The sequence below is a fragment of the Xanthomonas sp. 3498 genome, assembly GCF_014199795.1.
Taxonomy (GTDB): domain Bacteria; phylum Pseudomonadota; class Gammaproteobacteria; order Xanthomonadales; family Xanthomonadaceae; genus Xanthomonas_A; species Xanthomonas_A rydalmerensis.
The window spans coordinates 272,695-299,244 of record NZ_JACHOH010000001.1; the positions used below are offsets into that span (position 1 = coordinate 272,695).

The window sequence follows — 26,550 nt, forward strand, 5'->3', positions numbered from 1 at the left end:
CGGGCCCAACTGGAGGCAGCAATCAGTTATTTCCTTTCATCGTCCGGCTCCACACGGCTCGCCGCGCAAGGCGGAGATCACTGGGAGTTCCAGCCGTGGCAAAGCAGCCTGCCGGGATCAACAACCGCCACAACCACGACCAGGTATTGTCGGCATTGCTTTCCGCCAGAGAACTGGCCAGTGAACACTTGCCGTCGTAACACACCGCGCTGATCAGGAACTAGCATGTTTCTACCCTGTTGCAGGCGTCCCTGCAGGGTGTCTGCGCCACCAGCCACCGCGGTCGGTGCAACAGCACCGACCGCTCAGGCATCCCCGTCAGATCGACAAGCAAAGCTTCCCGAAATGCTTCCCCGCCGCCTGATGCGCAAACGCATCGGCGATGTCTGCCAGCGCGAAGGTCTGGTCGACCACCGGTTTGATGCCGGTTGCGTCGAGGGCACGGACCATGTCGCGCTGATGGCTGCGGCTGCCGACGATCAATCCCTGCAGGGTCTGGTGGCGTTGCATCAGCGCCACCGTCGGCACCTGGCCGGCAATGCCGGTCAGTACGCCGATCAAAGCGATGTGGCCGCCGATGCGGCAGGCCTGGATGGATTGCCCCAGCGTGTCGGGTCCGCCCACTTCGATCACGTTGTCGACGCCGCGGCCGTTCGTGTAGTCGAGCACCTTGGCCGCCCAGTCGGTGTCACGGCGGTAGTTGATGGTGAAATCGGCGCCCAGCGCCTGCGCACGTGCCAGCTTCTCGTCGGACGACGAGGTGGCGATCACGGTGGCGCCCATGTGCTTGGCGAACTGCAGCGCGAAGATCGACACGCCGCCGGTGCCGAGCACCAGCACGGTGTCGCCGGCCTTTAGCCGCGCGTCCACCACCAGCGCCCGCCATGCGGTGAGCCCGGCCGTCGTCAGCGTCGCCGCTTCGGCGTGGCTGTAGCCGCGCGGCGCATGGGTGAACCAGTGTGTAGGACGAACGACGTATTCGCGTGCGTAGCCGTCGACGCCGTCGCCGGGCACGGTCGCGAAATCGGCGATGGTCGGTCCGCCATCCAGCCAGGTCGGGAAGAACGTCGAGACGACCGCGTCGCCCACGGCGAACTCGTCCACGCCTTCGCCCACCGCCTCGACCACGCCGGCGCCGTCGGACATCGGGATGCGGCCGTCGGCGCTGGGCATGCGGCCGGTCACCACGCCCAGGTCGTGAAAGTTGAGCGAGCTGGCATGCACGCGCACGCGGATTTCGCCGGCGCCCGGCTGGCCGGGATCGGGCAGATCGACGAGGCGGAGGTTCTCGAGGCCAGCGGGCTGGCGCAGGGTGATGGCTTTCATGGGCACGACATCCTTAGCGAAAAAGTGGCGAGGGGCAGTGCTGCACCGGTTGCAGCGCGACCGTGTTGCAGGCATTGTCGGGATGCACTTCCTGCATCGCAAGAACGTACAATTTTCGCAGGTACTATCAATCTTGTAGGTACAACGACCATGCGTCTGAAACGTCAGGATGGCAAGAGCGGCTGCGCGGTCGAAGTCACGCTTTCGGTGATCGGCGGGGTGTGGAAGCCGGTGATCCTGTTCCACCTGCTCTCCGGCAAGAAGCGCTTCATGGAATTGACGCGCCTGGTTCCCAATGCCACGCAGCGCATGCTGACGCTGCAGTTGCGCGAACTCGAGGAAGACGGCGTCATCGTGCGGCACGTGTATCCGCAGGTACCGCCCAAGGTCGAATATGCGCTGACGCCGCTGGGCGAATCCCTCGCGCCGGTGCTGATCAGCCTGCGCGAATGGGGCGAGTCGTATCGCAGCAGCGAGATGGCGCGTGCGCCTGCTGCAGCCCCGGGATTCATGCTTGGCGAAGCGGCGGCTACTTGATTCAGGCAAGCGCTTTTACAAAAACCGGCGCGCGCATCACGAGGCGACGTCGGCGTGGCAGGAAGCACGTCGTGGCGTCGCGGAATGCTAATGGTCGATAGCGACACCGCTGCAATTCTAGTCCGACGACGCAAGTGAGCTTCAATCACGAAGGAAGGCTCATCTGCAGGCATCAAAGATCATGCACGAGGCCTCCCGGTTACCCGACCTTGATAGGCGTCGGGACTGAAGTCCCTCCCACAGTGGGCCTGGTCAAAGCATCGCAAGTTCTGAGGAGCGGCTTCCGCCGCGACGCGCGTTAGCAGGAATGCCCTGTTGCGACTGAAGTCGCTCTCACAAACACAACGACGTGCCGCGCTGCGCCGGGCAAAGCATGTCTTCCGCGATGCCCCTCAAGACTCCGTCGGCGTGTTGTCCTCGAACGACTGCAGCACCACCAGCAAGTTGGCCAGATTGCCGGGACGTCATCGCCTGGTCCGGGGCTTCGCCGAGACCTTTGCGTTGGACTGGGTGACGACGTCGGTGATCCGGTTGTTGACTGCGGTGGGATGGAGCATGGAACGGCCCGCGTCAGGAAGGCGATTGCATCGCCAGCGCCGTCTTGCGGCGGCGTTAGCGCGCATGGCTCACGGCTGCTTGAACGCGTTGAGCACGGTCAGCAGGCTGGTGAGGTTGTCGGAGACGCCGGTCTGCGCGATCGTTTCGGTGGCGCCGGCGGCGGCGGTGGTGTCCAGACTGTAGATCTGCATGCCGCCCTGCTTGGCCGCCGCCTGCGCCAGGGTGTTCCGCTGCTGCTGCGCGGAGACGGCATTCTCGAACAGGATGCCGGTCGAGTGCGCCATGCTCTGGTAGATCGACGCCATCGCGAAGGCCGGCGCTTCGCCGATGACCTTCACGTTGGACTGGGTGACCGCATCGGTGATCTGGTTGTTGACCGCGGTGGAAAATGCCATGTGTTCGCTCCTGGGTTGAGGTACGGCCAACGCCGTACGATCTCTGAAAACAGAACAGCGCAGAGCAGGCGAACGAGCGACTGTCCGCCACGCGGCACCAGGCTGGATCGCTGATCGCACGCAGCCATTTGCATCGCGGCACCGTGGCGCAAAGCTTTGACGCACGCCGCAAAGCACACGATGCGTGCACCAGCGCACCACGCACGCGTGCGCTTGAAAAACACACGCCCAGCACGGCTCAAGCAGCGGGAGGCGGCGATGGCGCTCCCGGCTCCGTGGCCGGCGCATCCGCGATGAGTCCCTGGGCGCGCGCCGCCTCGAGCACGGCCTGCATCTGCTGGGTCAGGGTGCCGAACTCGCGATCGAAGCACGCCTGCACTTCGGTCTGTACCAGCTTGGCCAGGCGATCGTCGATCTGCGCCATCACCAGGTGATTGCCGCCGCCCTCGCCATTCTGCGGCGGACGCAACTGGCCAGACCTCAGCTGGTCCAGCACATTGGCCGATTGGACTGCCTTGAGCACCGCTGCTTCGCTGGCCGCGGTGGCGCCGGACAATGCCCCGCGGCTGTTCTGCATCTGCTGCATCTGCTGCATCTGCTGGATCAATCCTTTCACGCGCTCGCGCTCGGCATCGATCAAAGACGGCGAGGCGCCGGCCGTTTCGGCGGCAGGCACTGCCGGCGGTGCGGACGATTCTGACGCGAAGCGCCGCAGTTGCTCCTCCTCGAGAGGACGTAGCGGGCGACGCAACCAGCTCTCGGCGAACTGGCGCAGCGTGGCGAAATCGGTTGCTTGGTTGTCTTGCATGATGCTCCCCTGTGAGCATGGTGAAATCGGTGGCACGAACCGCCTAGGTGGACACGAACTTGCGGCAGTGCATCAGGTCCGCGTGCTTGGCAATGCTCTGGTCGATCGTGTCGATGGCAAAGCCGGCCGATTCGTCCTCCAGCGCGCTGGCGACAGTCGCGACCGCCGCGGCAGTACCAACCAGCGCATCGCTCACCAGTACGTCCAGAACGTCCTCGGCGGCCTGCTCCGGCTTGTTCTCCGCCAGGTTCTTGAGCAGCACGCCCTGGCTGGCCAGCGCCGTCTTGCTGACGCCGTCGAAATAGACCGCCGCTGATTGCGCAACCAGGCCCGGCGCCTGTCTGATCAGCATGTTCGAGCCGACTTCAACCTGCGACTGTGCATAGGCCATGGTTTCAGCATCGCTGCGCTGTACGTCCCGCGCGATCTTGCTGTCGAGCGCGTCGCAGGCCGGCCCTGACGCCTCGGGCCGCGCGAGCCTGTGTGTGTCGAGCATCTTCAGCGTGGATGGCGGCGTTGGCGACACGGGCGGCGATGCGGCGGCTGCCGCGCCGGCCGGCTCGCCGACCTCGCCGCGATCGGTTGCCGTTGCAGCAGGGGTCGCGGCAGAGGCCCCGGTGGACGCCGCCGGTGGCGTAGACACCGTCGCCGCTTTGGTGATCTGTGCATTGGCGCCGCTGGGAACTGTCATGGTTCGCTGCTGTGAGAGGGATGGCCGATGCCGTAAGCCCTGCGCATCGGATCATGCGGCCGAGGACGGTATCGCGACCTGCAACGACGACCGTAGAAGGCGAGCGGGCCGGCACCATCGGGAGGCAACGCCACGAGACGGCGGCAACCAAGGCTGCGCTGCAGTGCACGGCATAACGACGCCCCCAGATACTTTGCTTGTGCCACGCGACGTTGCGACGCACTCCTCTCGTGATCGGCTGCACTGCGTAGTTCCTGCATAGCCCGCGCAGCAGGCTGCAAGCTTTGTCCACATTCGTAGACACCCTCCAGGCAATCCTCGCGCCCGGGTTCGGGCAATGACAACACACCACATTCTGGCGGTATGTCATCGCTTGCTCCGGCGCACACGTTACGACGCTCGGCTCGGACAACGCGCGCTCCAAGCATCGAGGACGACGTCGCAAAAGACGCCGGCTCTAGGACCGCTGCCGGCGCTTGCATCGCGGCGCCGGCCAAACACGGGCATGCCTTGCAGAGTCAGCGGGCGAACGCATGCGTCGTCGACTGCCGATCACGAATCGCGTGGAGGGACTGCGCTCGCGCCGTACCCTCACCCCCGACCCCTCTCCCGGGGGGAGAGGGGAGTGTGCGCGGGCGTCGCACCGGTCGTCGCAGCGACTCCGGAAACGCCGCGCCTGCACGACGGCGCCCTCGCCACAAACGCCGCGCACAACTCCAACGAAAAAAGCCGCACCCGGCAGCGCGCCGGGTACGGCTTCGGTCTTGCTCCGCGAGCAGGATTCAACGCGTGGCGGACGCACCCACGTTGAACAACTGGAACTCGCGGATATGCGCGGCATCGACGCTGGACAAGATGTTCAGGCGCACGCGCGAGGCGGTGACCGCGGGGAAGTGGTCGATCTTCATGTGGCCGATCGCCTGCGCCTGCGCCACCTTGACCCAGGCACCGTCGCGGAACACTTCCACCGCGTACTTCTGCACCAACTGGCCGTCGTTGAGCCACTCCATCGACAACGCGGTGTCGAAGGTCACCGGCTGCTTGAACTGCAACTCCAGCGTGGCGTGGTGCGAGCCGTCCGGCGCGCTCCAGAAGGTGTCGCGGTCGCCGTCCACCGCCGCGGCGATGCTGTCGTCGCTCTTGAACCGGCCACGCACCAGGTTGCGGTCGGCGCCGTAGCGCGCCTGCAGCGCCTGGCCCATTTCCTCCAGCCGCTTGACGTCGGCCTCGGGCAGCAGGCCGCGCTTGTCCGGGGCGATGCCCAGCACCAGCTGGCCACCGCGGCCGACGCTGTCTTCCCAGATCTGCACCAGCTCGTCGACGCTCTTCAGCGTCTGGTCGCTGTTCGGGTGCCAGAACCACTGCAGCTTGTGCAGCGGCGTATCCACCTCGACCGGGCGCCAGCGCAGATAGCCGTGGCGATCGATGGTGTTCCAGTTCTCGCCCTCGATCACCCCGGCCTCGTTGCCGACCCAGCGCACGTCGCCGTACTCGAACAGTGCGGTATCGGCGAAGACCATGGCATTGGCCTGGTAGGTGCGCAGCTCTTCCATGTACTTGTCGAAGTTGTACACGTGGCCGGCGCTGCCGGCGCCGTCCAGCCACCACTCGGTGAGCGGGCCGTAGTGCGAGGCCAGGTCGACCAGTTGCGCGGCGTAGAACTTGTCGTAGGCCTTGGGATCGGCGTACTTGGGCTCGTGGCGGTCCCACGGCGACAGGTAGATGCCGAAGCCCATGCCTTCCTTGCGCACGGCCTCGCCGGTCATCTTCACCAGGTCGCCCTTGCCACCGAGCCACGGGCTGTTCTTCACCGAGTAGGCGCTTTCTTCGGTCGGCCACAGCGCGAAGCCGTCATGGTGCTTGGCGACCAGGATCAGGTACTTAGCGCCGGCCGCCTTGGAGGCGCGGGCCCACTGCGCCGGGTCCACTTGGTCCGGTGCGAACACTTTCGGGCTGGCGGTGCCGTCGCCCCACTCGCGGTCCAGGAAGGTGTTGGTGCCGAAATGCACGATCACGCCGAATTCCAGGTCCTGCCAGGCCACCTGCTGCGGCGAAGGTTTGACCTCGGCGAAGTTCTCGGCAAGCAGCGGCGGCGCGGCCAAGGCGGTCAGGCCGAGCGCGGCCAGCCAGCGGAGCGGAGAGAGCGGGCGGTTCGGCATGGCGGATCCTCGCAATCGTCTGTCGGGCAGGCGGCGCTGCCGGTGGTGTCAGCATATGGTATTTAATTGATGATAAATAGGTATCCCCGTTAGCGGGACAGGACCGTACCACATGATGTCGCCTTCGCTGTTTCCGCTGCTGTCATTGTTCGCCGTGCGCGCCATCGCCGGCCCGGCCGCCGCCGCCCCGCCGCCGGTGCCGCCCTCGCCCATCGTCTACAGCGAATTCGTCAACGCGCAGGCGCCGACCGCGCAGTGCCATGCCTCGACCCTGGTGGAAACCCGCGACGGCCTGCTCGCGGCCTGGTTCGGCGGCCGCCACGAGGGCGCCGACGATGTCGCCATCTGGGTGGCGCGCCGTGACGCAAAGGGCTGGCAACCGGCGCAGCGCGTCGCCGACGGCACACAGCCGCAAGGCAAGCCATTGCCGACCTGGAATCCGGTACTGTTCCAGCCCGCGCAAGGGCCGCTGCGGCTGTTCTACAAGGTGGGCCCCGACCCGAAGCGCTGGTGGGGCATGCAGACCACTTCCAGCGACGGCGGCCATCACTGGTCCACACCCGAGCGCCTCCCCGCCGGCATCCTCGGCCCGATCAAGAACAAGCCGGTGCAGTTGCCCGGCGGCCGCATCCTCAGCCCCAGCAGCAGCGAGGACGCCGGTTGGGTCGCGCACATGGAATGGTCCGACGACAACGGCGCGCACTGGACCCGCGGCCCGGCGATGAACGAGCCGGCCAAGATCGGTGCCATCCAGCCCAGCGTGTTGCTGCACAAGGACGGCCGCCTGCAGGCGGTGGGCCGCAGCCAGCAGAACCACGTGTTCAGCACCTGGTCGCGTGACCAGGGCCGCACCTGGGAACCGATGACCCTGCTGGACCTCGCCAACCCCAATTCCGGCACCGACGCGGTGGTGCTGGCCGACGGCCGCTCCCTGCTCGTCTACAACCCCACCGAGGCCGGCAAGGACTGGTGGGACGGCCGCGGCGTGCTCGCCGTCGCCCTGTCCGACGACGGCCTGCACTGGACCCGCGTGCTGACCCTGGAAGACAGCCCCAAGGACGAGTTCTCCTACCCCGCGGTGATCCAGACCCGCGACGGCCAGGTGCACATCAGCTACACCTGGAAGCGCACGCGCATCAAGCATGTGGTGCTGGATCCGAAGCGGCTGGGTGTGGAGTCAGCGGCGCCTGCCGGCAGCAGGTGAATCTTGCTCGGGACCCGGGGCCCGGGACCGGGGACCCGGAGAAGCAAGAACAAGAGCGCTGCTGTGGCGGAGACAGATCAGGTCGTGGTGTGCGCCTTTCCGGGCCCCGGGTCCCGGGTCCCCGGTCCCGGCTCCTCCAGCATCGCCACCATCCGCCGCACCCGCGCCACATCGGTCTGCATGCGGTCGCCGCCGAGGCCGCGCACATGCGGATGCGGCGCCAGCGCCCGCGACGCCAGCGGCCCACGCGCCGACCCATGGAACTCGCGCGCGCCGGTCCGCGTACGCAACTGCGCCAGGTTGGCCTCGGTGACGCCAGACCCTGGCATCACGCTCAGCCGCGTGCCGGCCTGCCGCACCAACGCGGCGATCAGTTCGGCGCCCTCTTCCGCCGTCTCGCGCGCACCGGAGGTCAGCACCCGCTCGCAGCCCAGCGCGATCACGTCTTCCAAGGCACGCCGCGGATCGGCACTGACATCGAAGGCGCGATGGAAGGTGACGCCGAGCGAACCGGCCGCGGCGATCAGCTCGCGCATCGTCGCCATGTCCACCTCGCCGTCCGCGGTCAGCGCACCGAGCACCACGCCGTCGCAGCCCAGGCGCACGCACTGCTCCACGTCGCGGCGCATCGCCTCGACTTCCGCAGCGTCGAACACGAAATCACCGACACGTGGACGGATCAGCACGTACAGCGGAATGCGCAACCGATCGCGCACCGCCGCCAGCGTGCCGAACGACGGCGTCAACCCGCCGCCATCCAGGCCGCCGCACAACTCCACCCGCATCGCCCCGCCATCCTGCGCGGCCAGCGCTGAGCCGATCGCATCGGCGGCCACTTCCAGCCCCATATTCACCGTCCCGCTCATGCCGCCGGCGCCGCGAAGTGGCTCTGCCCGGGCAGCAGCAGATCCTGCCGCTGCGCATCGCAGACCGCGTAACTGAAACCGGGCTGGATCGCGAACGCACCGACCTCACCGCGCTTGTTCATTGCCAGGAAGCCCACCTGTAGATCGCGGGTGAGCTGCGGCTTGCGCCGCACGATGCGCATCACCACCTCGCGGCAGGCCTCGGCCGGGCTCTTGCCCTGCCGCATCATCTCCACCACCGCGAAACTGCCGACGTTGCGGATCACCTCTTCGCCGACGCCGGTGGAGGTCGCCCCACCCACCTCGTTGTCCACGTACAGCCCTGCCCCGATGATCGGGCTGTCGCCGACCCGCCCGTGCATCTTCCAGGCCATGCCGCTGGTGGTGCAGGCGCCGGACAGATTGCCGTGCGCATCCAGCGCCAGCATGCCGATGGTGTCGTGGTTGTCCTTGCCGCCGGGCAGCGTGCCGCGGCGATAGGCACGGTTCTCGATATTGGCCTCGGGCGCGTAGTGGGAGGTCTTCAGCCACTCCTTCCACGCCAGTTCCGATTCGGGCGTGAGCAGCTTGGTGCGCTCGAAGCCCTGCGCCAGCGCGAACTGCAGCGCGCCGTCGCCGACCAGCATCACGTGCGGCGTCTTCTCCATCACCCGCCGCGCCACCGAGATCGCATGCACGATGTCCTCCAACGCCGCGACCGACCCGCAGCCGCCGGTGTGATCCATGATGCAGGCATCCAGCGTGACCCGCCCATCGCGGTCCGGATAGCCGCCCAGCCCCACCGTGTGATTGTCCGGATCCGCCTCCGGCACCCGCACCCCGGCCTCCACCGCATCCAGCGCCGCGCCGCCGCGCGAAAGCACCTGCCACGCCGCCTGGTTTGCGGCGACGCCGAAGTCCCAAGTCGAGATCACCCGTGCTGCACCATTTGGCAGCGGCCCCACACCAGTCTTGGCTTGCGCCTTGGGCACGGCGGCGCGTGCGCCAGGAAGCACACCGCCCAATCCGGCGGCCAGGGCGCCAAAAGCGGCTGTTTTCAGGAAATGACGGCGTTGCGGCATGGGAAGGCTCCAGCGTTGGGAGGGCGCGCGGGGCGTAGCCTTACATCATGCGGCAGAGTGAAATGGGATTAAACCTCTTGCTTGACTGTACAGACACCTTGGCCCGCCTGCATATGCACCAAGCATCAGTTTTCATCAACATCACATCACCCTGTGAGATCCCAATCTAGTGAGACTCTTTCTCAACCCGCCCGGAAAACGCTCATTAATTTCAGGCAGCACCGCCTCTATCTCTGCATTTCCAGAATCTAGAAGCTCCTGCAATAGTCTTAACCCAGCAGCTGAATCCTTAGGCACACCGATACCATCCAAAAGAGCCATCGCGTAGTGAAGCTTTGCGGAATCGCTCCCACTTTCGGCAGCCGCCTTATACCAATGAGCAGCCTGAACATCAGACTGATCAACCAAATCACCGCTGGCATAACACACAGCAAGAGCATACATGGCAGGAGCGAACCCAAGATGTGCCGACCTTGTCAAAAATTTTAGACTTCTTATTTCAAAATCCTTGTCACTTTCATCGACAGAGGAGCTAAAGGTTGAGCATAAAAATAGAGCCTCTGGATTTTCCTCGATCACGAGATCAGCGAGCTTTTCATAAGCGCCAGCATACTCACCGCGCTCCATAAGCAATTTGGCATCCGCAAGCAACGACTGTTGAGAATCCTTATCCATGCGGAATAATCCTATCCCCTTTAGGCCCGGTACAACGGCACTGAACATGGTGGGTCGATTTTGCACCAAGATTATCCTTGGCATTCTTTTCAGCCATTCTCTTCGCCTCGGACAAGGTAGCACCTCGCCCATAACCCAGTGCCGACTGCTGATCGCCATTAGAGCAGTTATCGGGGCTACGACCATCTCGATTTGCGCGACATATACAACTAAATCCACCACGAAATCTATCAGGATAAGGAACAGGAACCGCTTTCGAAGCGGGAATATCATCTACACCCGACTCATCAGAAGACTGCGAGTACTGAGGATGTGTCCAGTCATAGAGATCAGTCCCTGGACTACCTCCTGAAAAGTACTCATAAGTATAGTTAAAGCCTTCACCAATAGCCAAGCCGCCCAGAGCAGCCCAAACTAAAGGATGCGGAGGTGGAATTCCGGGCATTGGCACCGGCAACGGCACTGCCACTAATCCTGATGCATCACGCATTTCTAACGGCATCGAGAACACATAGCTGTAGGTACTGACGCCACCTGACAAACCAATTAAATCACTCTGCACATAGCGCCCCGTGCCCGGCTCGTAGTCTCGAAAGTAATTCTGATTGAGTCCACTCAGCGCGTCATAGCGCTGGCCCGGGAAGCGCATATCGAGCACAAAGGCGGTGCCGTCTTTGTCCGGGTCCTGGTCCGGCGCGGTGCTGCCGAAGGCTTCGCCCTTCAGGTCCCAGCGCCAGATCGCCACATCGCGGGCCGGGTCGATCACGGCGCGCGGGGTACCCAGGTGATCCGGCTGCACATAGCGCAGCGTGGTCTTGGCCAACACACCGACCGGCAGGTCATCCAGCCAGATCGCCTGCTGTACGACCGCGCCATCGTTGTCGTAGTCGCCCAGCCAATGGCCGCTCTCGTCGTACAGGGTGTACGTGTTGGTGCTGCCAACGCGCCGTACCTGCTCGCTGCGGCCGTTGTAAGCGTAGTTCGCCACAACCGTGCCGCTGCGCTTGACCTGTGTCAGCCGGCCATTTGCTCCATATACGTACTGCACTGCCGTGCCACCGATGGCCGTGGTGTTGCCGGCCGCGTCATAGCTCCGTGCGGTACCGGCCACGCTGCTGAGGCTATGGCTGGTGCTCGGATAGCTGTAGGTCTGCGTGCTGGTGTTGACCTTGGCGCTGAGGCGGTTGCCGGTGGCGTCGTAGGTATAGCCGTCGATCACCGTATCGGTCGGGCCGTCCTTGAACGCGGTCAGCCGGCCCAGCGGGTCGTAGTCCAGTTTGATGACCGGCGCGGTATTTCCCGGTGCGGTCAGTGCACTGAGATTGCCGACCGGGTCGAAGGCGAAGCCCACCGCCAACCCGTCGCTACGGGTGTCGTTGACCGCCAGCGGGCGGTAGTCCTGGTCCAGCACGCGCTGCATCGGCCGGCCGTTGCCGTAAGTCCAGCCGGCGACCGGGCCGAACGGATAGTAGGTGGCCTGGTTCAGCAGCACCTGTCTTGTACCGCCAGGCGGGGTCACCCCGACCTCAGTGGTCTGGCCCTGGGCATTGCGCACGTAGTCCACCACCGCCCCATCCGGGTAGGTCAACCGGCTCAGCTGCCCGGCCTTGGTGTAGGCGTAGCGGACCACGAACACCTTGCCGTTCGTGGTCTGCACCTTGCGCACCAGATCGCCGAAGCGGTCGTAGCAGTAGTCGGTGCTGCCGCTGCCGTCCTGCATCCGGGTCAAGCGGCCGATGCCATACGTCTCGCCGCTGGCGCAGGTGCTCTGGCTGACGTCGTAGGTGTAGCTGACGTTGAGGCTGGTGGTCGGATAGGTGACCTGGGTGAGGCGGTTCAGCGCGTCGTAGCCGTAGCTGGTCTTGATGTTGCGCGCATCGGTCTGGGTGGCGCGGTTGCCGGCGCTGTCGTAGGTGTAGGTCGTGCTGCCGGTATCCGGACTGGTGAGCTTGGTCAGGTCGCCCAGGCCGTTGTAGACGTAGGTGGTGTCCAGGCCCTTGGGATCGGTGACCTTGGTCAGGTTGTCCAGGGCGTCGTAACCGAACTTGGTCTCGGCGGCGATGCCGCCCACGTCCTGCAGCGTGCGTGCCAGCCGGTTGAGCGGGTCGTAGTCGTTCTGGGTCACATGACCGAGCGCGTCGGTGACGGTCTTGGTGTTGCCGTTGCCGTCGTAGCCGAAGTCAGTCGGGTCGCCCTGTGCAGTGGCCTGCGTCGCGAGTTGGCCGAGCTGGTTGTACACCCGCGAGAGCGTGCGCTTGAGCGTGCCCGACGCGTCCTTGGTGTCTTCCTTGGATCGGTTGCCGGCATTGTCCAGGGTGTAGTGGATGGTGTTGCCGGCGTTGTCGGCGATATCGGTCAGCCGGTGCGCGGCATCGTAGGTGAAGCGGGTGAACGCGCCATCGGGCTGCGTCACCTGCTTGACCAGGCCGGTCGGCCAGTAGTCGATCGAGGTGATGCGATCGTCGCTCTCGCTGCTGTCGTCGGCCCCACGCACCTTGCTGGCGGTCAGCCAGCCACGCGGGTGATAGGTGTAGTCGGTGACCACGCCATTGGCGTCCTTCACCGACAGCACGCGACCGGCGCCGTCATAGGCCAAGTACTCGGTGACCTGGCCCAGCGCGTTGGTCACCTTCCACAGGTCGCCCTTGCGGTGCGAACAGGTGGCCGAAGATGTGGAGCAGGTACTGTCGTCGGTGGGGTAATAAGTAAAACCGGTGACGTCGTCGACGTCTGTCCGCGGACCGCTCTTTTGCATCAGCAGCCCTGCCATTGGGCAAGTACTCCCAGTGACGTCGTCAGCTGAGCAATACTTGAGCAACTGCTGACGAACACCAGTTTGTGGTGCAGATGCGGAACCACAGTTGTAAGCCAAAGCGCTCGCGCTACTTGGGTCAATCGTGCACTGAGCAGACAAGGCACCATTCGCCGAGTACACATAGTTGGTGATGGAACTGACACCCTGCGATGTGGAGGACCGCAACTGGACAATCTGATTATCGGCGTCACGTATCCGCGTACGTGTACGTTGCTCCGCTTTACCTGCCGCCTCAACTTCGGTAATAGACGAACCGCCGCCACTCAGGGATTCGTCATAGGACCAGGTATTACGTACGCCATTCCCATCGACGGATGCCGCCAAACGCCCATCATCGGTAAACGTCCGCGAAAGAGATAAATTAGGCCCCACGATACCAGTGACTTGCCTAAACGCTCCCGCGCCGATGGTGTACTGATAGCTAGTTCCATTAGGCTGAGTAACCAACACGGCACCGTTGTCGACGTAGTTCAACGTCGTCTTCTCTACCATCCCGGCATCGACATGCAATCCGCTCGAAGCGACCTTGCCGTCATCGACATAAGTGAAAGAGGCATAGCGCACGCCATCCTCTACTATTCCGGTCAACAAATGACGTATCGACGCCGGTGCAGCGCCAGACTCGTTGTAGACGTATTCACGGCGACTGCCATCCTGGCGCACGACAGCAGCGAGGTTACGCTCTGCATCGTACTCGTAGTGCACCGTGCTCCCGTCGCTCAATGCTAGGGCAGAAAGCAAGCCGTTTTCGTAATAGAACGACAACGTGCGGCCCAAGCCATCCATTACTTGGAGCAAGCGTCCCTTTTGGTATGACAGACTTACACTCCGGTCAGGCGCCGCCTGGAAAAAGATGTTCGTCAATAGTCCATCAGTATTGTAAGTCCTTTGCTCTCCACCAGGCCGTTTAAGCAGCCAGGTATTACCCTGACGGATCAACAGGTCGGATTCATTACGAGAACCGCGGTAGGCATTGCCGGACAACAGTACGAATTTTTCAAAGTAGCCCTCTGCTGACATCAGATAAGGGACACCGTCGTAGCCAATTTTTTCCAAATAAGAATGACCCCAGCCTTGGGCCATAGTGTCGGAGATCTGGATCTGCTGCAGAGAATGGTAATAACGCGCAAAGGGACGACCCGCAAAATCGAAATCCTCTTCTACCCGCAACTTGTCGCCTGTTGCTGGGAAACAAGGATGCAAATTTGCAGCGCACGATGATGTCTGCGTGATACCTAGAGGTGACCGCACCTCGATATAAGCATAAATTTGGCCTGCAGTGCATAAATTTGGCCAAATCGCAATATAGTCAGGATTCCCGGAGTTATTGTACTCTGGACTATACCCCCACACCGGCCAAAATCCTGCCTCACAATCAAAATTCTGAAATTTCTGCAATTGGTTTTTGCGCGGATCACTAGCCGGCCAACTTGGACATTGAATGTCGTAATGAAACCACCTTCCTTGCGGAGTGTCGAAGGTTATCTGGCCATGCCCACCCACTGCACTACTGAAAACAAAAGGCTCAGCATAAGAGCCCTGGTAGCTTTCGTTACTTAATGAGCAGTCCGGATAAGACCGACGCATGTAGGCCATAAATTCTGCATTCATCTCCTCCTCACTTGCGCACATGCCTCCATATCCAAAATAGGGATCATCCGCTTTTGAACAAAACGGAGCACCACCTGGCGAGCTCGCTCCATTACTATAGCCCGGGGCGTAAAATCGAATAGGAGGACGATTTTTCACCGCATAAGAAATAACAAGAGAGGGAGAGTTACTACCGGGGTTTTTTACACTGGAACCCGATCGCTCCAAATAGGCCCCATGGTCCGCTTGACCGCGCATGTAGGACTCAGCCTCTGTAAGGCTGGCAAAGCACGATTCACCATAGCAATACTGAGAGGCTTGCGCGTGTAGATTCATCGAAGGAATAAACCATAGACTTAGCGCTCCTAAAAATAAAGTCAGAATAGAAGCACTTGATTTCATAGTCACAATTCCTTTCACTCAATAAGATCAGCATGCGCCGGTCAGATTAGCCCAATTTTTCCACGCCGAACTCCAGACCTATCAAGCCTGGATCAAATCAAATTTCAATCTGATACTTTATTAAGAACACAAATTCATCCCGCAGCCGCAAACCGCTCCACCACCATCCCCTCGATCGCCTCAAGATCCGGCAACAACGCGCTCTGCTCGCCCAGCAGCACGCGCATGTGCACGCCGGGCGGGAGGGTTTCTTCGGAGGCGTCGGCGAGCAGGCCGTCGCGGGGGACGGAAATCAGTTGCGGGAAGGATTGGGTCAGCAGGGCGACGTAGGGCAGGTCGGGATTGCCGCACAGGGCCTTGAGCACGACGATCTTGTTGTTGGCGGCGACCATTTCGTTGCCCAGGCCGGTCAGGCGGGCGAAGGAGACCAGCGGCACTTTCCAGCCGTACCAGGCGATCTGGCCAAGCAGCCAGTGCGGGGCGTCGGGCAGCGGTTCGACCGGCACGCGCGACATCACTTCGGCGATGGTGGCGTTGGGCAGCAGCACGCGCTCGCTGCCGGCCAGGATCAGGACACCGCGGATTTCGTCGTTGCTGGCGTAGCTGCTCATGGAATGACTTCGTCCTGAAAGCGAAAAAAACGCGCGATGCGGGCGCAGCGGCAAATGGCGTGTGCCGCCTCGCTCAGCCGCTCCACCGCGCGGTCAAGGCCTGGGCCAGTTGCGCCGGATCGCCGCCAGGATGGCCCTGTAGGATCAGTTGCGCGCCGGCGGCGGGGTCGTAGCAGCCGTCGCCGGATTGCCCGGCCACCCAGGCGCCCTGCGCGGCCAGCGCCAGCACGGCCTCCACCTGCTGCGGATCGCTGCCGCTGAGCAGCAGCACTGCGCTGTGCGCGGCCGGCAGGCCAGCGACCACGGAGGCGCCGGCGTCCTGGGCGACGAAGCGCAGGCCGGCCGTGCCGTGCACGCCGACGTCGTCGGGCAGGATGTAGACGTTGCCGGGGGCGACCGGCTCGCCGGCCTCGGCCAGCAACACCGGCAGCGCGGACACGCGGGCGATCTGCTTGACCAGATTGCCGTAGCGGCCGCCGTCCAGGCGCAACTGCACCAGCAGCGGCAGCGGGAAGCGCTCCGGCAGTGCGGCGAGCAGGCGACGGATCGCGTCGGGGCCGCCGATGCCGGCCATCACCAGCACCGCACCGCGCGCGGCAGCGCCTGTACCGGAGCCGCTCGTGGCCGCGGGCTCTTCCGACTCCAGCGCGACCAGCGACAGGCCTTCGGTGGAGAACTGCGGGATGTGCTGTGGCGCACGCGGCGCAGCGGCGAGCAAGGGCGCGTCGTCGTCGACCAGCGACCAGGCACTGGCCGGCAGCGCGGCGGGCGTGGCGGCGGGTGCCTCCGGTGTCGCATCGACGTGCGGCACAGCCGGCTGCACAGACGCTTCGCTGGCAGCGGCTTCGGCGCGCGCGAACTGCAGTTCCTCGAAACCAGGCGCGACATCGGCCGGCGGCTGCCAGGTGTACATGCCATCTTCCGGCGCGGCCTCCGCGAAGCTGGCAGCTTCGTCGACGTGCACGCCGATCGGCGCGGCGTCGTGCAACTGCGCAGGCGTCGCCGGCAGGCCCGGCTCCGGCTGCAGGCCGGTCTCGGTCTCGCGGCCGGGCGGCAGCACGTCCTGATGGCCTTGCAGCTTGGCGGCCAGATGCCGCGCCCAGCGCTGCGCTTCCCAGCCCTCGCGGCGCGCGGCCAGCTCGGCCTCGTCGAAGATCACGGTGATGCCGGGCAGCGCCAGCGCCGCATCCAGGCGCTCCAGCGCATCCTCGATCGCCGGCTCCAGCGCGATCAGCACCGCACTGGGAGCGGCATCGGCCAGGGTCTGCGCATCGATCGCGCCGGGGTCGTCTTCCAGCACGATCGCCGCGCCGACCAGGTGCAACGCTTCGCGCAGGCGCTCACGCGCCTTGCCGGGACGGGCTAGCAACGCGACCGGCGTGGAGGCAGCGTCGCCGTCATTCGCGAACACGGGCGATCCCCAGCAGGTCGTAGACGTTGCGCATCAGATCCAACTCTTGGTAAGGCTTGCCGAGGTAGCGCTGCACGCCCAGTTCGAAGGCGCGCTGGCGGTGCTTTTCGCCGCTGCGCGAAGTGATCATCACGATCGGCACGGCGGCGTAACGCGGGTCGGCGCGCATCGCGGTCGCCAGTTCGTAGCCGTCCATGCGCGGCATCTCGATGTCCAGCAGCATCAGGTCGGGCACGCGCTCTTCCAGACGCTCCAGCGCCTCAACACCGTCGCGCGCGGACACCACGTCGAAGTTGTGCCGTTCCAGCACGCGGCCGGTGACCTTGCGCATGGTCAGCGAGTCGTCGACCACCATCACCAGCGGTACGCGGCGCTGTTCGGTCGGCGCGGCCTCCACCACCGGCCGCAGCGGCTGCGCCAGGTAGCGGCGCACCAGCGGGGCGATGTCGAGGATCACCACCACGCGGCCGTCGCCGGTGATGGTGGCACCGTAGATGCCGGGCACCGACGCGATCTGGAGGCCGACCGGCTTGACCACGATTTCGCGGTTGCCGAGCACCTGGTCGATCGCCACCGCCGCGCGCAGGTCGCCCGCGCGCACCAGCAACAACGGCACCTGTGCCTGGCCTTCGGCGCGCGCCGGCGCCTGCCCGACCAGCGAGCCGAGGTCGTACAGCGCGTACTCCTCGTTGCTGTAGCGGTAGCCGCCGGTGCCGGCTTCGAAGCGTTCGCGGCCGATGCGGCCGATGCCGCTGACCGAGGCCACCGGCACCGCGAAGGTGGTGTCGCCGATCTGCACGAACACCGCCTGGGTCACCGCCAGGGTCTGCGGCAGGCGCAGGGTGAAGGTGACGCCCTGGCCGCGCACCGAGTGGATGTCCACCGAGCCGCCGAGCTGGCGCACTTCGTTGCGCACCACGTCCATGCCCACGCCACGTCCGGCCAGCTGGCTGACCTGGTCGTAGGTGCTGAACCCGGGCGCGAAGATCAGCGCATCCAGTTCGTCGTCGGACAGCGCCGCGTCGGCGGCGATCAGCCCGCGCTGCTCGGCACGGCGGCGGATCGCCTCGCGGTCGAGCCCGGCGCCATCGTCGGCCACTTCCAGCACGATTTCCGAACCTTCGCGGCGCAGGCGGATGGCGATGTTGCCCTCCTCCGCCTTGCCCGCATCACGCCGCTGTTCCGGCGCTTCCAGGCCGTGCGCGACCGAGTTGCGCAGCATGTGCTCCAGTGGCGCGACCATGCGGTCGAGCACGTTGCGGTCGAGTTCGCCGTGGGTGCCTTCCAGGCTCAGATGCACCTGCTTGCCGGTTTCGCTGGCGGCCTGGCGTACCACGCGCCGCAGCCGCGGCACCAGGCCGTCGAACGGCACCATGCGCGCGCGCATCAGCCCATCCTGCAGCTCGGAACTGACGCGCGACTGCTGCTGCAGCAGGCCGTCGTACTGTCGCGCCAGGTCGTCGAGTACGCCCTGCAGGCCACCCAAGTCGGCCGCGGACTCGTTGAGCGCGCGGCTGAGCTGCTGCAGCGTGGAGAAGCGGTCCAGCTCCAGCGGGTCGAAGCTCTGCTCGGCCTGGTCCTGTTCGCGCTGGTAGCGGGCGACGATCTGCGCCTCGGTTTCCAGATCAAGACGCCGCAACTGGTCGCGCAGACGCGCATTGGTGCGGTCCAGTTCGGCCATCGCGCCGCGGAACGCGCCCAACTGCTGCTCCAGTCGCGAGCGGTAGATCGCCACTTCGCCGGCATTGTTGACCAGGCGGTCGAGCAGGTCGGCGCGCACGCGCACCTGTTCCTGCATCGGCCGCGCGAGCATCGACTCGTCGTCGAGCGTGCCCTCCACCGGCAGCGGTGCCGACAGTGGCGCCGGCACGGCCGCCAGAGCGGTGTCGGCCGGGGCGGAGTCGGCCACCGTCACCGGCGCCGCAGCAACGCGCTCGGTGTCGCCGACGGCGGTGGGCGCCCGCCCGTGCGTGCGCGCGTCGAACGCGCCGATCAGTTCCTGCGGCATCGCCACCGCACGGTGGTTGCCGGTCAGGGTCAGCAACTGGTGCAGGCGATCGAAGCCGCGTTCCAGCAACTGCACGTCCTGGCGGTCGAGTTCGGTGCGATGGGCGGCGACCGCCTCCAGCAAGGACTCGATGCCGTGGCCGAGGTCGCCGATGGCGTTGATCCCGGCCATGCGCGCGCCGCCCTTGAGCGTGTGCAGGTCGCGCTGCAGGCCGCCGAGCACGTCGCGATCCTGCGGCGCGGCGCGCAGCTGGGCGACCAGGCGATCGCAATGGTCGAGCAGGTCCTTGCCTTCGTCGACGAAGATATCGACCAGCTCGCGGTCGAGGTCGGCGAAATCCAACGGACCGAGATCGGCCGCCGGCAGATCGGCAGGCGCGCTGTCGACCGGGGCCTGCGCGGAATCGGCTGTTTCCGCGTCGGTGTGGGTGTCGTGCTGCGTGCTGTCGGCAAAGGCCGCTGTGTCGGCATCCGCCGACGTGGTCGTGTCGTTCCGAGTCGCGTCGTCCTCGGGCGCATCATGCGCCGCGTCGGCGGTCGCGTGATACGGGTCAGTCGCGGCTGCGTCGTCGGACGAGGGTGCGTGCGCGGCGTCATCCGCTTCGCCGCCAGCGTCGTGCGATGCGCTTTGCGCCGCCACATCGGCCGGCTCGACGTGCGCCGCATCCGCGTCGGCGTCAGTGTGCTCGCCCACCGCCTCGTTGGCGTCGGACGCGGCACCGCCCTCGCCTGTCACCTCGTCCGCGTGCGACGCGGCATCCGGGGCGGCGTCGCCATGCTCGGCGGCGGCCTCGGTGTCGTCGTTGGCCGAGGCCGCGCCGTCGTGGCGCCAGCCGCTCGACGGCGCCAACGGCTGCTGGCGCAAGCCGATCGCAGGCGCGTCTTCGTTGAGCTGCTGCTCGTGCGCTTGATCGGCGTCGTCTGCGGGCGCGTCGGCGTCGTGGTGCGCATCATCATGATCCGATGCATGCGCATCCTGCCCGTCTGCAGACGCATCCTGGATGTCGCTCGCCTGTGCGTCGGTCGCATGTTCGTCGGCATCATGGTCCGCTGCAGTGTGATCGGACTCCTGCGCTTTCGCGGGCGTCTCCTGCGTTGCCTCATCCTGCGTTTCGGTCGCGTGCGCCTCGGCGTCGCGGTCCACTGCCGAATGATCCGATGCTTGCGCATCCTGCCCGTGCGCGAATACCTCCCGGGTTTCCTCGGCTTGCGCGTCGGTCGCCTGAGCCTCGGCGTCGCGATCTGCTTCCGAATGATCCGGCGCCGGCGCATCCTGCGGGTGCACGGGCGCATCCTGGGTCTCCTCGGCGTGTACGTCAGCCTGGCGATCCTCGGAACCCTGCGCGTCGCCATCGTGCTCCGGCGCCTGCAGTTCCTGCTCGTCCATCGGCGTGTCGGTGGCAGCATCGGCGACAACCGCATCCACTTCCGCGTCCCGCTCAGCGCCCGGCTCCAGCGCTTCCGGCGCCGGCTCGGCCGGCACCTGCTCCACGCTTAGCGGCGCCTCGACCGTCAGTTCGTCGAGTTGGCCGTCCTGCGCCAATGCTGCCTGCCCGTCTGCCTCGCGCGCGTCGTATGTCGCCGCCGCTTCGACCGGTGTCGCGTGCTCGGTCGGCGGGTGGTCCTGCGTGGAAACATCCGTTGCAGGTGCCGTGTCCTCGCTCGCCGATGCCAGCATGGCCGCATCAGCATCAGCGTCGATGGCAGCCTCGGCATCGGCCCGCGTGGTCTCCGGTGCCGCGTCCGAGGACGGCGCGGACGACATGTCCGCGTGGACGTCAGCGGTACGCTGATCGGCATCGGTCTCGTCGGCCTGCGTGGCCGCTTCGTCCGCCGGCAGCGTTTCGTGCAGATGCGCGGCATCGCCCACGAACGCCGACAGGTCGTCGGCCGCGGTGAGTTCCACTGCCTGCACGGCCTGCGCATCCAGGCCGGCCTCGGCCGGTGCGGACGCGGACAGGTCTTCGTCGTCCTCGTCGTACGCGATCGGCGGCCACTGCACTTCCGGCAGCGTCTCCACCAATGCGCGCAGGCGCTGCGACAGGTCGGTGAACGGCGGAATCACCGGCGACGGCGCCTGCAGTTCCGCAATGGTGGCGGCGATGGCGCGCGCCGACTCCTCGAGCGCACGCACGCCCTCGGCGCTCGGCACGCTGCCGCCGGCCAGTGCGCGTTTGATGTAGCTCTCGGCCGGGCCGGTGACCGCGGTGATCTCCGGCACGTCGGTCATCGCGAACGCGCCGCTCATGGTGTGCATCGCGCGCAGCAGCGCTTCGGTCGCCGGTTGCGGCGCGTGCTGCAGCCAGGCGTGCACGGTCTCCAGGTGGGTGGCGACCTCGGCTTCGAGGATCTCGCGCAGCACGCTGTCCACCGACGCCGGCGTGCCCGCGCGCGGCGCGGCCGGAGCCTGCGGGGTGGCGAAATAGAAGGCCTCCTCGCCGGCGGCGATGCGCTCGGCCACCGCCTGGATCGCATCCAGATCGGCCTGCACCGCGCCCTCGCCGCGCAGCGCGGCATTGAGCTGCGGCAGCACGGCGTAGGCCTGGTCGACCATGGCCACCACCGCCGGGCTGGCCGGGCGCGACCCATCGAGCACGCGGTTGAGCATGCTCTCGATCTTCCAACTGAACTCGCCGAGCACGCGCGCGCCGACCAGGCGGCCGCTGCCCTTCAAGGTATGGAACACGCGGCGGATCGGCCGCAGGCTTTCCGTGTGGCCGGGCGCGGCGCGCCAGGCCGGCAGCAGTGCGCCGAGATTGACCAGTTCCTCGTCGAATTCCTCGAGGAACACCGCGCGGATTTCGTCGTCGATCTCGCCATCGCCGTCGATGAAGCCGGCCTCGAGGGCAGGCGTTGCAGCCGCGGGCGCGGTGCTGGGCGCGGCGCTCGCCTCCGCGCTGGCGGGTGCGGCGGCATGCTCGCCGCTGCTCGCGGCAGAGGTGACATCGAACTGCGCGGCCGCGGCTTCCAGGTCGGCGAGGAAGGCGGCTTCGGCGTCCGACACGGCAGGCGCATGGGCATCGGAGGTGTCGGTCTCGGCCTCGGGCACAACATGTTGCGGTGCCGCTTCGGAGTCCTGCGGTGTCGACGACAGCGACTGGGCGTGTTCGGGCGTCGACGATGCATCGGCCGGCGCATCGCGATGGGCATCGTCGTGGGAGGCTGCAAGCGCAGGCCCGTCATGCGCCTCGGTGTCAACCAGGACGACCGGATCCGATGGCAGCGCAGACCTCGTGTCGTCGTCCTGTACCGCCAACGGCGCGTGCCAGTCGAGCTCATGAACCTCGTCGGCCGCGGCGGTCGGCGCCTCGGCGAACGCCGGCGCGTCTTCCAGCTCGATGACCAGCGCATCGGTGTCTTCCGCCGCAACCGGCGCGTCGACGATGATCAGGTTCGGATCGTCGCGTTCGTCCAGGCCCGCCAACGTGGCCGGCGTATCAGTCTGCGCCTCCTCGGTGTACTCGGCGGCCACCGGATCGAAGCTGGCGACATCGGAGACGGAGGCCGTAGGTACAGCTGCGGCATCGTCTTCCTGCGCGAACGCGGGCGGCGTCTCCGGCCGCAGCGCGTCCTGTTCCAGCACCAGCGAATCGAGGCTGATGTGCAGCGGCTCGGCGGTGCCGGTCCAGCTGTCCTGTTCGGCCGCGACCGGATCGAAACTGAGCGCCTGCGACGGTGCCGTGGACTCGCGCTCGTGCTCGTGTTCGTCGCGCGCAGCGCCATCATCGGCCGGCACGGAAACGGGTTCGGCCGCGGTATCGGGTTCGTCCGTCGCCAGGGTCCACTGCGGTGCCTGCGGTGCGGACGGCGTGGCGTCCGGTGCGCGCGTCGCCAAGTCCGGCGTGTCCTCGGCCGATGCCAGATCCCAGGCCGGTACGGTCGGCGCGGCGATGGTCGCGACATCGGGTTCGACGATCGGCTCGGCCGACGTCGACCGCACCTGCTCGCCCGCCTCGGTGGCTTCGCTTCCGGTCGGCAACACGCCGGGCGCGGCCGGTGCGGTCTCGGGCAACGGCCAGTAGCGCAGCGCTTCCAGGCTGCTGCGCGTGATGTCGAGGATCTCCTCGCGCCCGGGGCGACGCTCGCGCAGCGCCTCCAGGTAGTACTCGAGGCTGGCCATCGCGTCGGCCAGGGTGTCGAGCTGGCGGCCGCTGGGCACGCGGCGCTTGCCGATCAGTTCGGTGGCGACGTAACGGCGCACGCCTTCCAGGTAGTCGGCCGGCTGCGGCAGTTCCAGCATGCGCAAGGCGCCGGCGACCTCGCCGAGCAGGCGCGGCACCTCGTCCAGACGCGCATGGTCCCAGTTGGTCTCGATGAAGGCGACGAAATGCTCGCGGGCGCTGCCGAAGTTGGCGATGGCCTCGTGCGCCAGCACTTCCACCGTGCGCCGCGCCTCGGCGGCGCTGGCGTCGTCGTGCACGTCGCCGCCGGCGCCCAGGTAGGCGACCTGGTCGTCGAGCGAGGCGTCCACGTACAGCAGCGCGCCGGCGATATCCAGCAACAGGCCTTCGTCGGCGGCGCGGGTGCCGTCGACGATGCTGCGCAGCGCGTCGCGCTGCTGCACCACCACGCTGCGCGCCACGCCCAGGCCCATCACGCCCAGGGTATCGGCGACGCTGCCCAGCTCATCGACCTGGGTCTGCAGCGCGGCGACATCGCCGCCGGTGCGCAGGTGCAGGTCCAGCGCGTCCTTGACCCGCAGCAGCTCTTCCTTGATCGCGGTGCCGACGGTGTCGAGCAGCTCGCGGTTGCGCCCGGCGAGGCTGCCGCGCGCATGGTCCAACTCGGCCTCGGTGGCAGCGGCCGCGTCGGGCGCCAGCGCGAACAGCGCGCCCTCGCTGAGGCCGGCTTCGCCGCGCGCGGCGCGGATCTCGTTGAGCAAGGGCAGCAACACGATCGGAATGTCGCGATGGCCGTCCTGCAGGCGCTCCAGGTAGTCGGGCAGCAGCACGGTGCCGCGCATCAGCGTGGCGCACGCCTCGTCGCGGTCGGCCGCCTGGCCGTTCTGCACCGCGATCGCCAGCAGTTCCAGCTCCTCGGCGACCATCGCCGGCGCGTACAGCTCGACCATGCGCAAGGTGCCCTGCACCTGGTGCAGGTAGCCGGCGCAGAAGCGCATGCGGCCGGTGTCGGCCGGTTCCTCGACGAAGGCTTCGATCTCGCCGCGCACCTGGCGCAGGGTCTCGTCCAGTTCCGGCTTGACCCAGCCCAGCGCGGCATGGCTCATCGCATCGCGCAGCGCGCTCATCGCCGCGTCTCCACGGCCGGGCACGCGCCGTGCCGCGCGAGCGCGGCGACGGGATGCGGGAGTTGTTCACGGTACGTCATGTGCGCTTCCTTCCACCCGGTTCCGGCCCGCTTACGCCGGCAGCTTGAAGTCGGCGACCGAGCGCCGCAGGTCCGCCGCCAGTTGCGCCAGGCGGCCGATCGATTCGGCGGTCTGTCCCGCGCCTTGCGAGGTCTGTCCGGTGATCTGCCGGATCACGTCCATCGTCTGGGTGATGTCGATCGCCGCCGCCGACTGCTGGTGCGCGGCGATGGAGATGTTCTTGATGAGGGTGTTGAGCGCGTTGGACACGCGCTCGATCTCGGTCAGCGCGGTGCCGGCGTCCTCGGCCAGGCGCGCGCCGGACACCACTTCGGAGGTGGTCTGCTCCATCGAGCTGACCGCTTCGTTGGTATCGGCCTGAATGGTCTGCACCAGGCCCTCGATGCGGCGGGTGGCGCCGGAGGTGCGTTCGGCCAGGCGCTGCACTTCGTCGGCGACCAGGGCGAAACCCCGGCCGGCCTCGCCGGCCGAGGCGGCCTGCACCGCGGCGTTGAGCGCCAGGATGTTGGTCTGCTCGGAAATGTCGTTGATCAGTTCCACGATCGAGCCGATTTCCTGGGTCGACTCGCCCAGGCGCTTGATGCGCTTGGAGGTCTCCTGGATCTGGTCGCGGATCTGGTCCATGCCCTGGATGGTCTCGCGGACCACGCCGGCGCCCTCGGCCGCGATCACCACCGAACGCTGCGCCACTTCCGCCGATTCGGTGGAGTTGCGCGAGACCTGCTCGATGCTGGCGGCGATTTCGTTGATGCGCTCGGAGGCCGAACCGATCTGCTCGGCCTGGTGCCCCGCCGCCTCGGCCAGCTGCCGCGCGGTGGCCTGGGTTTCCTCGGTGGACACGGCGACCTTGGCCGAGGTGTCGTTGATGGTGGTCACCAGGTGGCGCAGTTCGTCGACGGCGTAGTTGATCGCGTCGGCAATGGCGCCGGTCATGTCCTCGGTGACCGAGGCCTTGACCGTCAGGTCGCCTTCGCCGAGCGAGCTGATTTCGTCGAGCAGGCGCATGATCGCCTGCTGGTTGCGGCTGTTGTATTCGACCTGGGTCTGCAGGCGGATTTCCTGCTCGCGGCTGCGGCTGCGCACCGTGGTCCAGACGAAGCCGACGATCGACAGCAGCGCCAGCAGGCCGGAGATCACGCCCAGCCAGAAGTTCGGGAACCACCGGGTGTCGCGGGTGGAGCCGAACGCGGAGAACGCGTCGAACAGTTTCTTGCTGTCCTCCAGCATCTTGCCCGAGCCGGCGGTCAGCGCCGCTGCGGCGGACTGCGCGGCGAACAGGCTGCGCGAGCTGGCCTGCAGCGCGTCCAGGTCCTTCTTCATCTCCGCCCACTGCGCCTGCGACTGCTCCAGCGCGGCCAGCGCGGCGGGGTTGCGCACCGGGGCGATGCCCAGTTCCTCGTTGCCGTTGCGCAGGCCCTCGAGCATCTGCCCGAACACCACCGCGTCGCGCGCCAGCGCGTCGCCGGCGCTGGCCGCGCCGCGGCCGCCAGCACGCATTTCGGTGACGCGGCGGGCCATGGTGCCGGCCACCACCACCTGCTGCAGGGTGTTGTAGATCTGCGCGGCGGGGGCGCCGCCCACGGTCATCGCGCGCACCACCTCGTTCAACTGCGCCTGCAGCTGCGGCACGCCGCCGACGAAGCGGTCGGCATTGCCGGCCAGCGCCAGCACCGCCGGTTCGCTGTCCACCACCTGCTGCGCGTTCTTGGCCAGCGGCGCCCAGGTGCCGGTGAGGGTCTGCAACGGCCCGGACACACCGGTCTCGTTGGCGTAGCGCGCGTTGAGCTCGGCGACGGTGGTTTCCACCTTCGCCTTGGTCTGCTTGAACTGCTTGAAGGTCTCGGCGTTGCCGGACACCGCGTCGCGGGCCTGATTGGCCAGCTGTTGCGACAGCACCTGCAGGTCGGCCGCGCCGGTGCTGGCGCCGGCCAGGCGGTTGCCCTGCCAGGTGGCCACGCCGGTGTTGGCGCCGAACACGACCAGCGACAACGCCAGCAGGCCCAGCCAGAAACTCGTGCCCACGCTGCCGAGCTTGCTGGCCTTGCGGGCGTCCGGAGCAGTACTCATGATGCGACCTCGGTCTTCGATGCGGAGGCAGCGCGCGC

Annotated in this window: 15 protein-coding genes; 2 read left to right on the plus strand and 13 right to left on the minus strand. The window is 66.4% G+C overall.

Annotation, left to right across the window (positions count from 1 at the left end; all coding sequences use genetic code 11):
- Nucleotides 1–318 precede the first annotated feature (318 nt).
- Nucleotides 319–1,326 carry an NAD(P)-dependent alcohol dehydrogenase gene (locus GGR66_RS01125; protein ID WP_184446917.1) on the minus strand — a complete coding sequence of 336 codons (1,008 nt, stop codon included), beginning with the start codon at nucleotides 1,324–1,326 and terminating at the stop codon, nucleotides 319–321.
- A 150-nt stretch (nucleotides 1,327–1,476) separates the two neighbouring features.
- On the opposite strand from GGR66_RS01125, the gene GGR66_RS01130 reads away from it, so the two are divergent.
- Entirely contained in the window at nucleotides 1,477–1,863 is a 387-nt protein-coding gene (locus GGR66_RS01130; protein WP_184446918.1) for a helix-turn-helix domain-containing protein, read from the plus strand.
- 626 nt (nucleotides 1,864–2,489) lie between these two features.
- On the opposite strand, the gene GGR66_RS01135 is transcribed toward GGR66_RS01130, so the two are convergent.
- From GGR66_RS01135 to GGR66_RS01150, 4 genes are all read right to left on the minus strand, one after another.
- Nucleotides 2,490–2,816, minus strand: a complete 327-nt coding sequence (locus GGR66_RS01135; protein ID WP_184446919.1) for a RebB family R body protein — start codon at nucleotides 2,814–2,816, stop codon at nucleotides 2,490–2,492.
- Between the two features lie 238 nt (nucleotides 2,817–3,054).
- Nucleotides 3,055–3,624 (minus strand): hypothetical protein, encoded by a 570-nt coding sequence (locus GGR66_RS01140; protein WP_184446920.1) that lies wholly within the window; start codon nucleotides 3,622–3,624, stop codon nucleotides 3,055–3,057.
- Between the two features lie 43 nt (nucleotides 3,625–3,667).
- On the minus strand, nucleotides 3,668–4,315 hold the full coding sequence (locus tag GGR66_RS01145) for a hypothetical protein (RefSeq protein WP_255421544.1): 648 nt from the start codon (nucleotides 4,313–4,315) through the stop codon (nucleotides 3,668–3,670).
- Nucleotides 4,316–5,097: 782 nt separating this feature from the next.
- Entirely contained in the window at nucleotides 5,098–6,474 is a 1,377-nt protein-coding gene (locus GGR66_RS01150; RefSeq protein WP_184446921.1) for an alpha-L-fucosidase, read from the minus strand.
- A 112-nt stretch (nucleotides 6,475–6,586) separates the two neighbouring features.
- Here GGR66_RS01150 and GGR66_RS01155 point away from each other — a divergent pair, with 112 nt between their 5' ends.
- A complete protein-coding gene (locus tag GGR66_RS01155; protein WP_184446922.1) occupies nucleotides 6,587–7,678 on the plus strand; it encodes a sialidase family protein in 1,092 nt (363 codons plus the stop codon).
- A 77-nt stretch (nucleotides 7,679–7,755) separates the two neighbouring features.
- On the opposite strand, the gene GGR66_RS01160 is transcribed toward GGR66_RS01155, so the two are convergent.
- From GGR66_RS01160 to GGR66_RS01195, 8 genes are all read right to left on the minus strand, one after another.
- Complete coding sequence (locus tag GGR66_RS01160) at nucleotides 7,756–8,526, minus strand: copper homeostasis protein CutC (protein WP_184447431.1); 771 nt, start codon at nucleotides 8,524–8,526, stop codon at nucleotides 7,756–7,758.
- Between the two features lie 14 nt (nucleotides 8,527–8,540).
- The gene (locus GGR66_RS01165; RefSeq protein WP_184446923.1) at nucleotides 8,541–9,605 is read right to left on the minus strand and encodes a N(4)-(beta-N-acetylglucosaminyl)-L-asparaginase; all 1,065 of its coding nucleotides are present in this window, start codon (nucleotides 9,603–9,605) and stop codon (nucleotides 8,541–8,543) included.
- Nucleotides 9,606–9,746: 141 nt separating this feature from the next.
- Nucleotides 9,747–10,280 carry an SEL1-like repeat protein gene (locus tag GGR66_RS01170; protein WP_184446924.1) on the minus strand — a complete coding sequence of 178 codons (534 nt, stop codon included), beginning with the start codon at nucleotides 10,278–10,280 and terminating at the stop codon, nucleotides 9,747–9,749.
- Nucleotides 10,273–15,087: an RHS repeat domain-containing protein gene (locus GGR66_RS21080; protein WP_255421545.1), complete on the minus strand. Its 4,815-nt coding sequence runs from the start codon at nucleotides 15,085–15,087 to the stop codon at nucleotides 10,273–10,275. The genes GGR66_RS01170 and GGR66_RS21080 overlap by 8 nt, the downstream gene beginning before the upstream one ends.
- Before the next feature lie 134 nt (nucleotides 15,088–15,221).
- Nucleotides 15,222–15,698: a chemotaxis protein CheW gene (locus tag GGR66_RS01180; protein WP_184446925.1), complete on the minus strand. Its 477-nt coding sequence runs from the start codon at nucleotides 15,696–15,698 to the stop codon at nucleotides 15,222–15,224.
- A gap of 73 nt (nucleotides 15,699–15,771) precedes the next feature.
- Complete coding sequence (locus tag GGR66_RS01185) at nucleotides 15,772–17,109, minus strand: chemotaxis protein CheB (protein ID WP_184446926.1); 1,338 nt, start codon at nucleotides 17,107–17,109, stop codon at nucleotides 15,772–15,774.
- On the minus strand, nucleotides 17,096–24,364 hold the full coding sequence (locus GGR66_RS01190; RefSeq protein ID WP_184446927.1) for an Hpt domain-containing protein: 7,269 nt from the start codon (nucleotides 24,362–24,364) through the stop codon (nucleotides 17,096–17,098). Before GGR66_RS01190 ends, GGR66_RS01185 begins: the two co-directional genes overlap by 14 nt.
- 111 nt (nucleotides 24,365–24,475) lie before the next feature.
- Nucleotides 24,476–26,512: a methyl-accepting chemotaxis protein gene (locus GGR66_RS01195; RefSeq protein WP_184446928.1), complete on the minus strand. Its 2,037-nt coding sequence runs from the start codon at nucleotides 26,510–26,512 to the stop codon at nucleotides 24,476–24,478.
- Nucleotides 26,513–26,550: the final 38 nt, after the last annotated feature.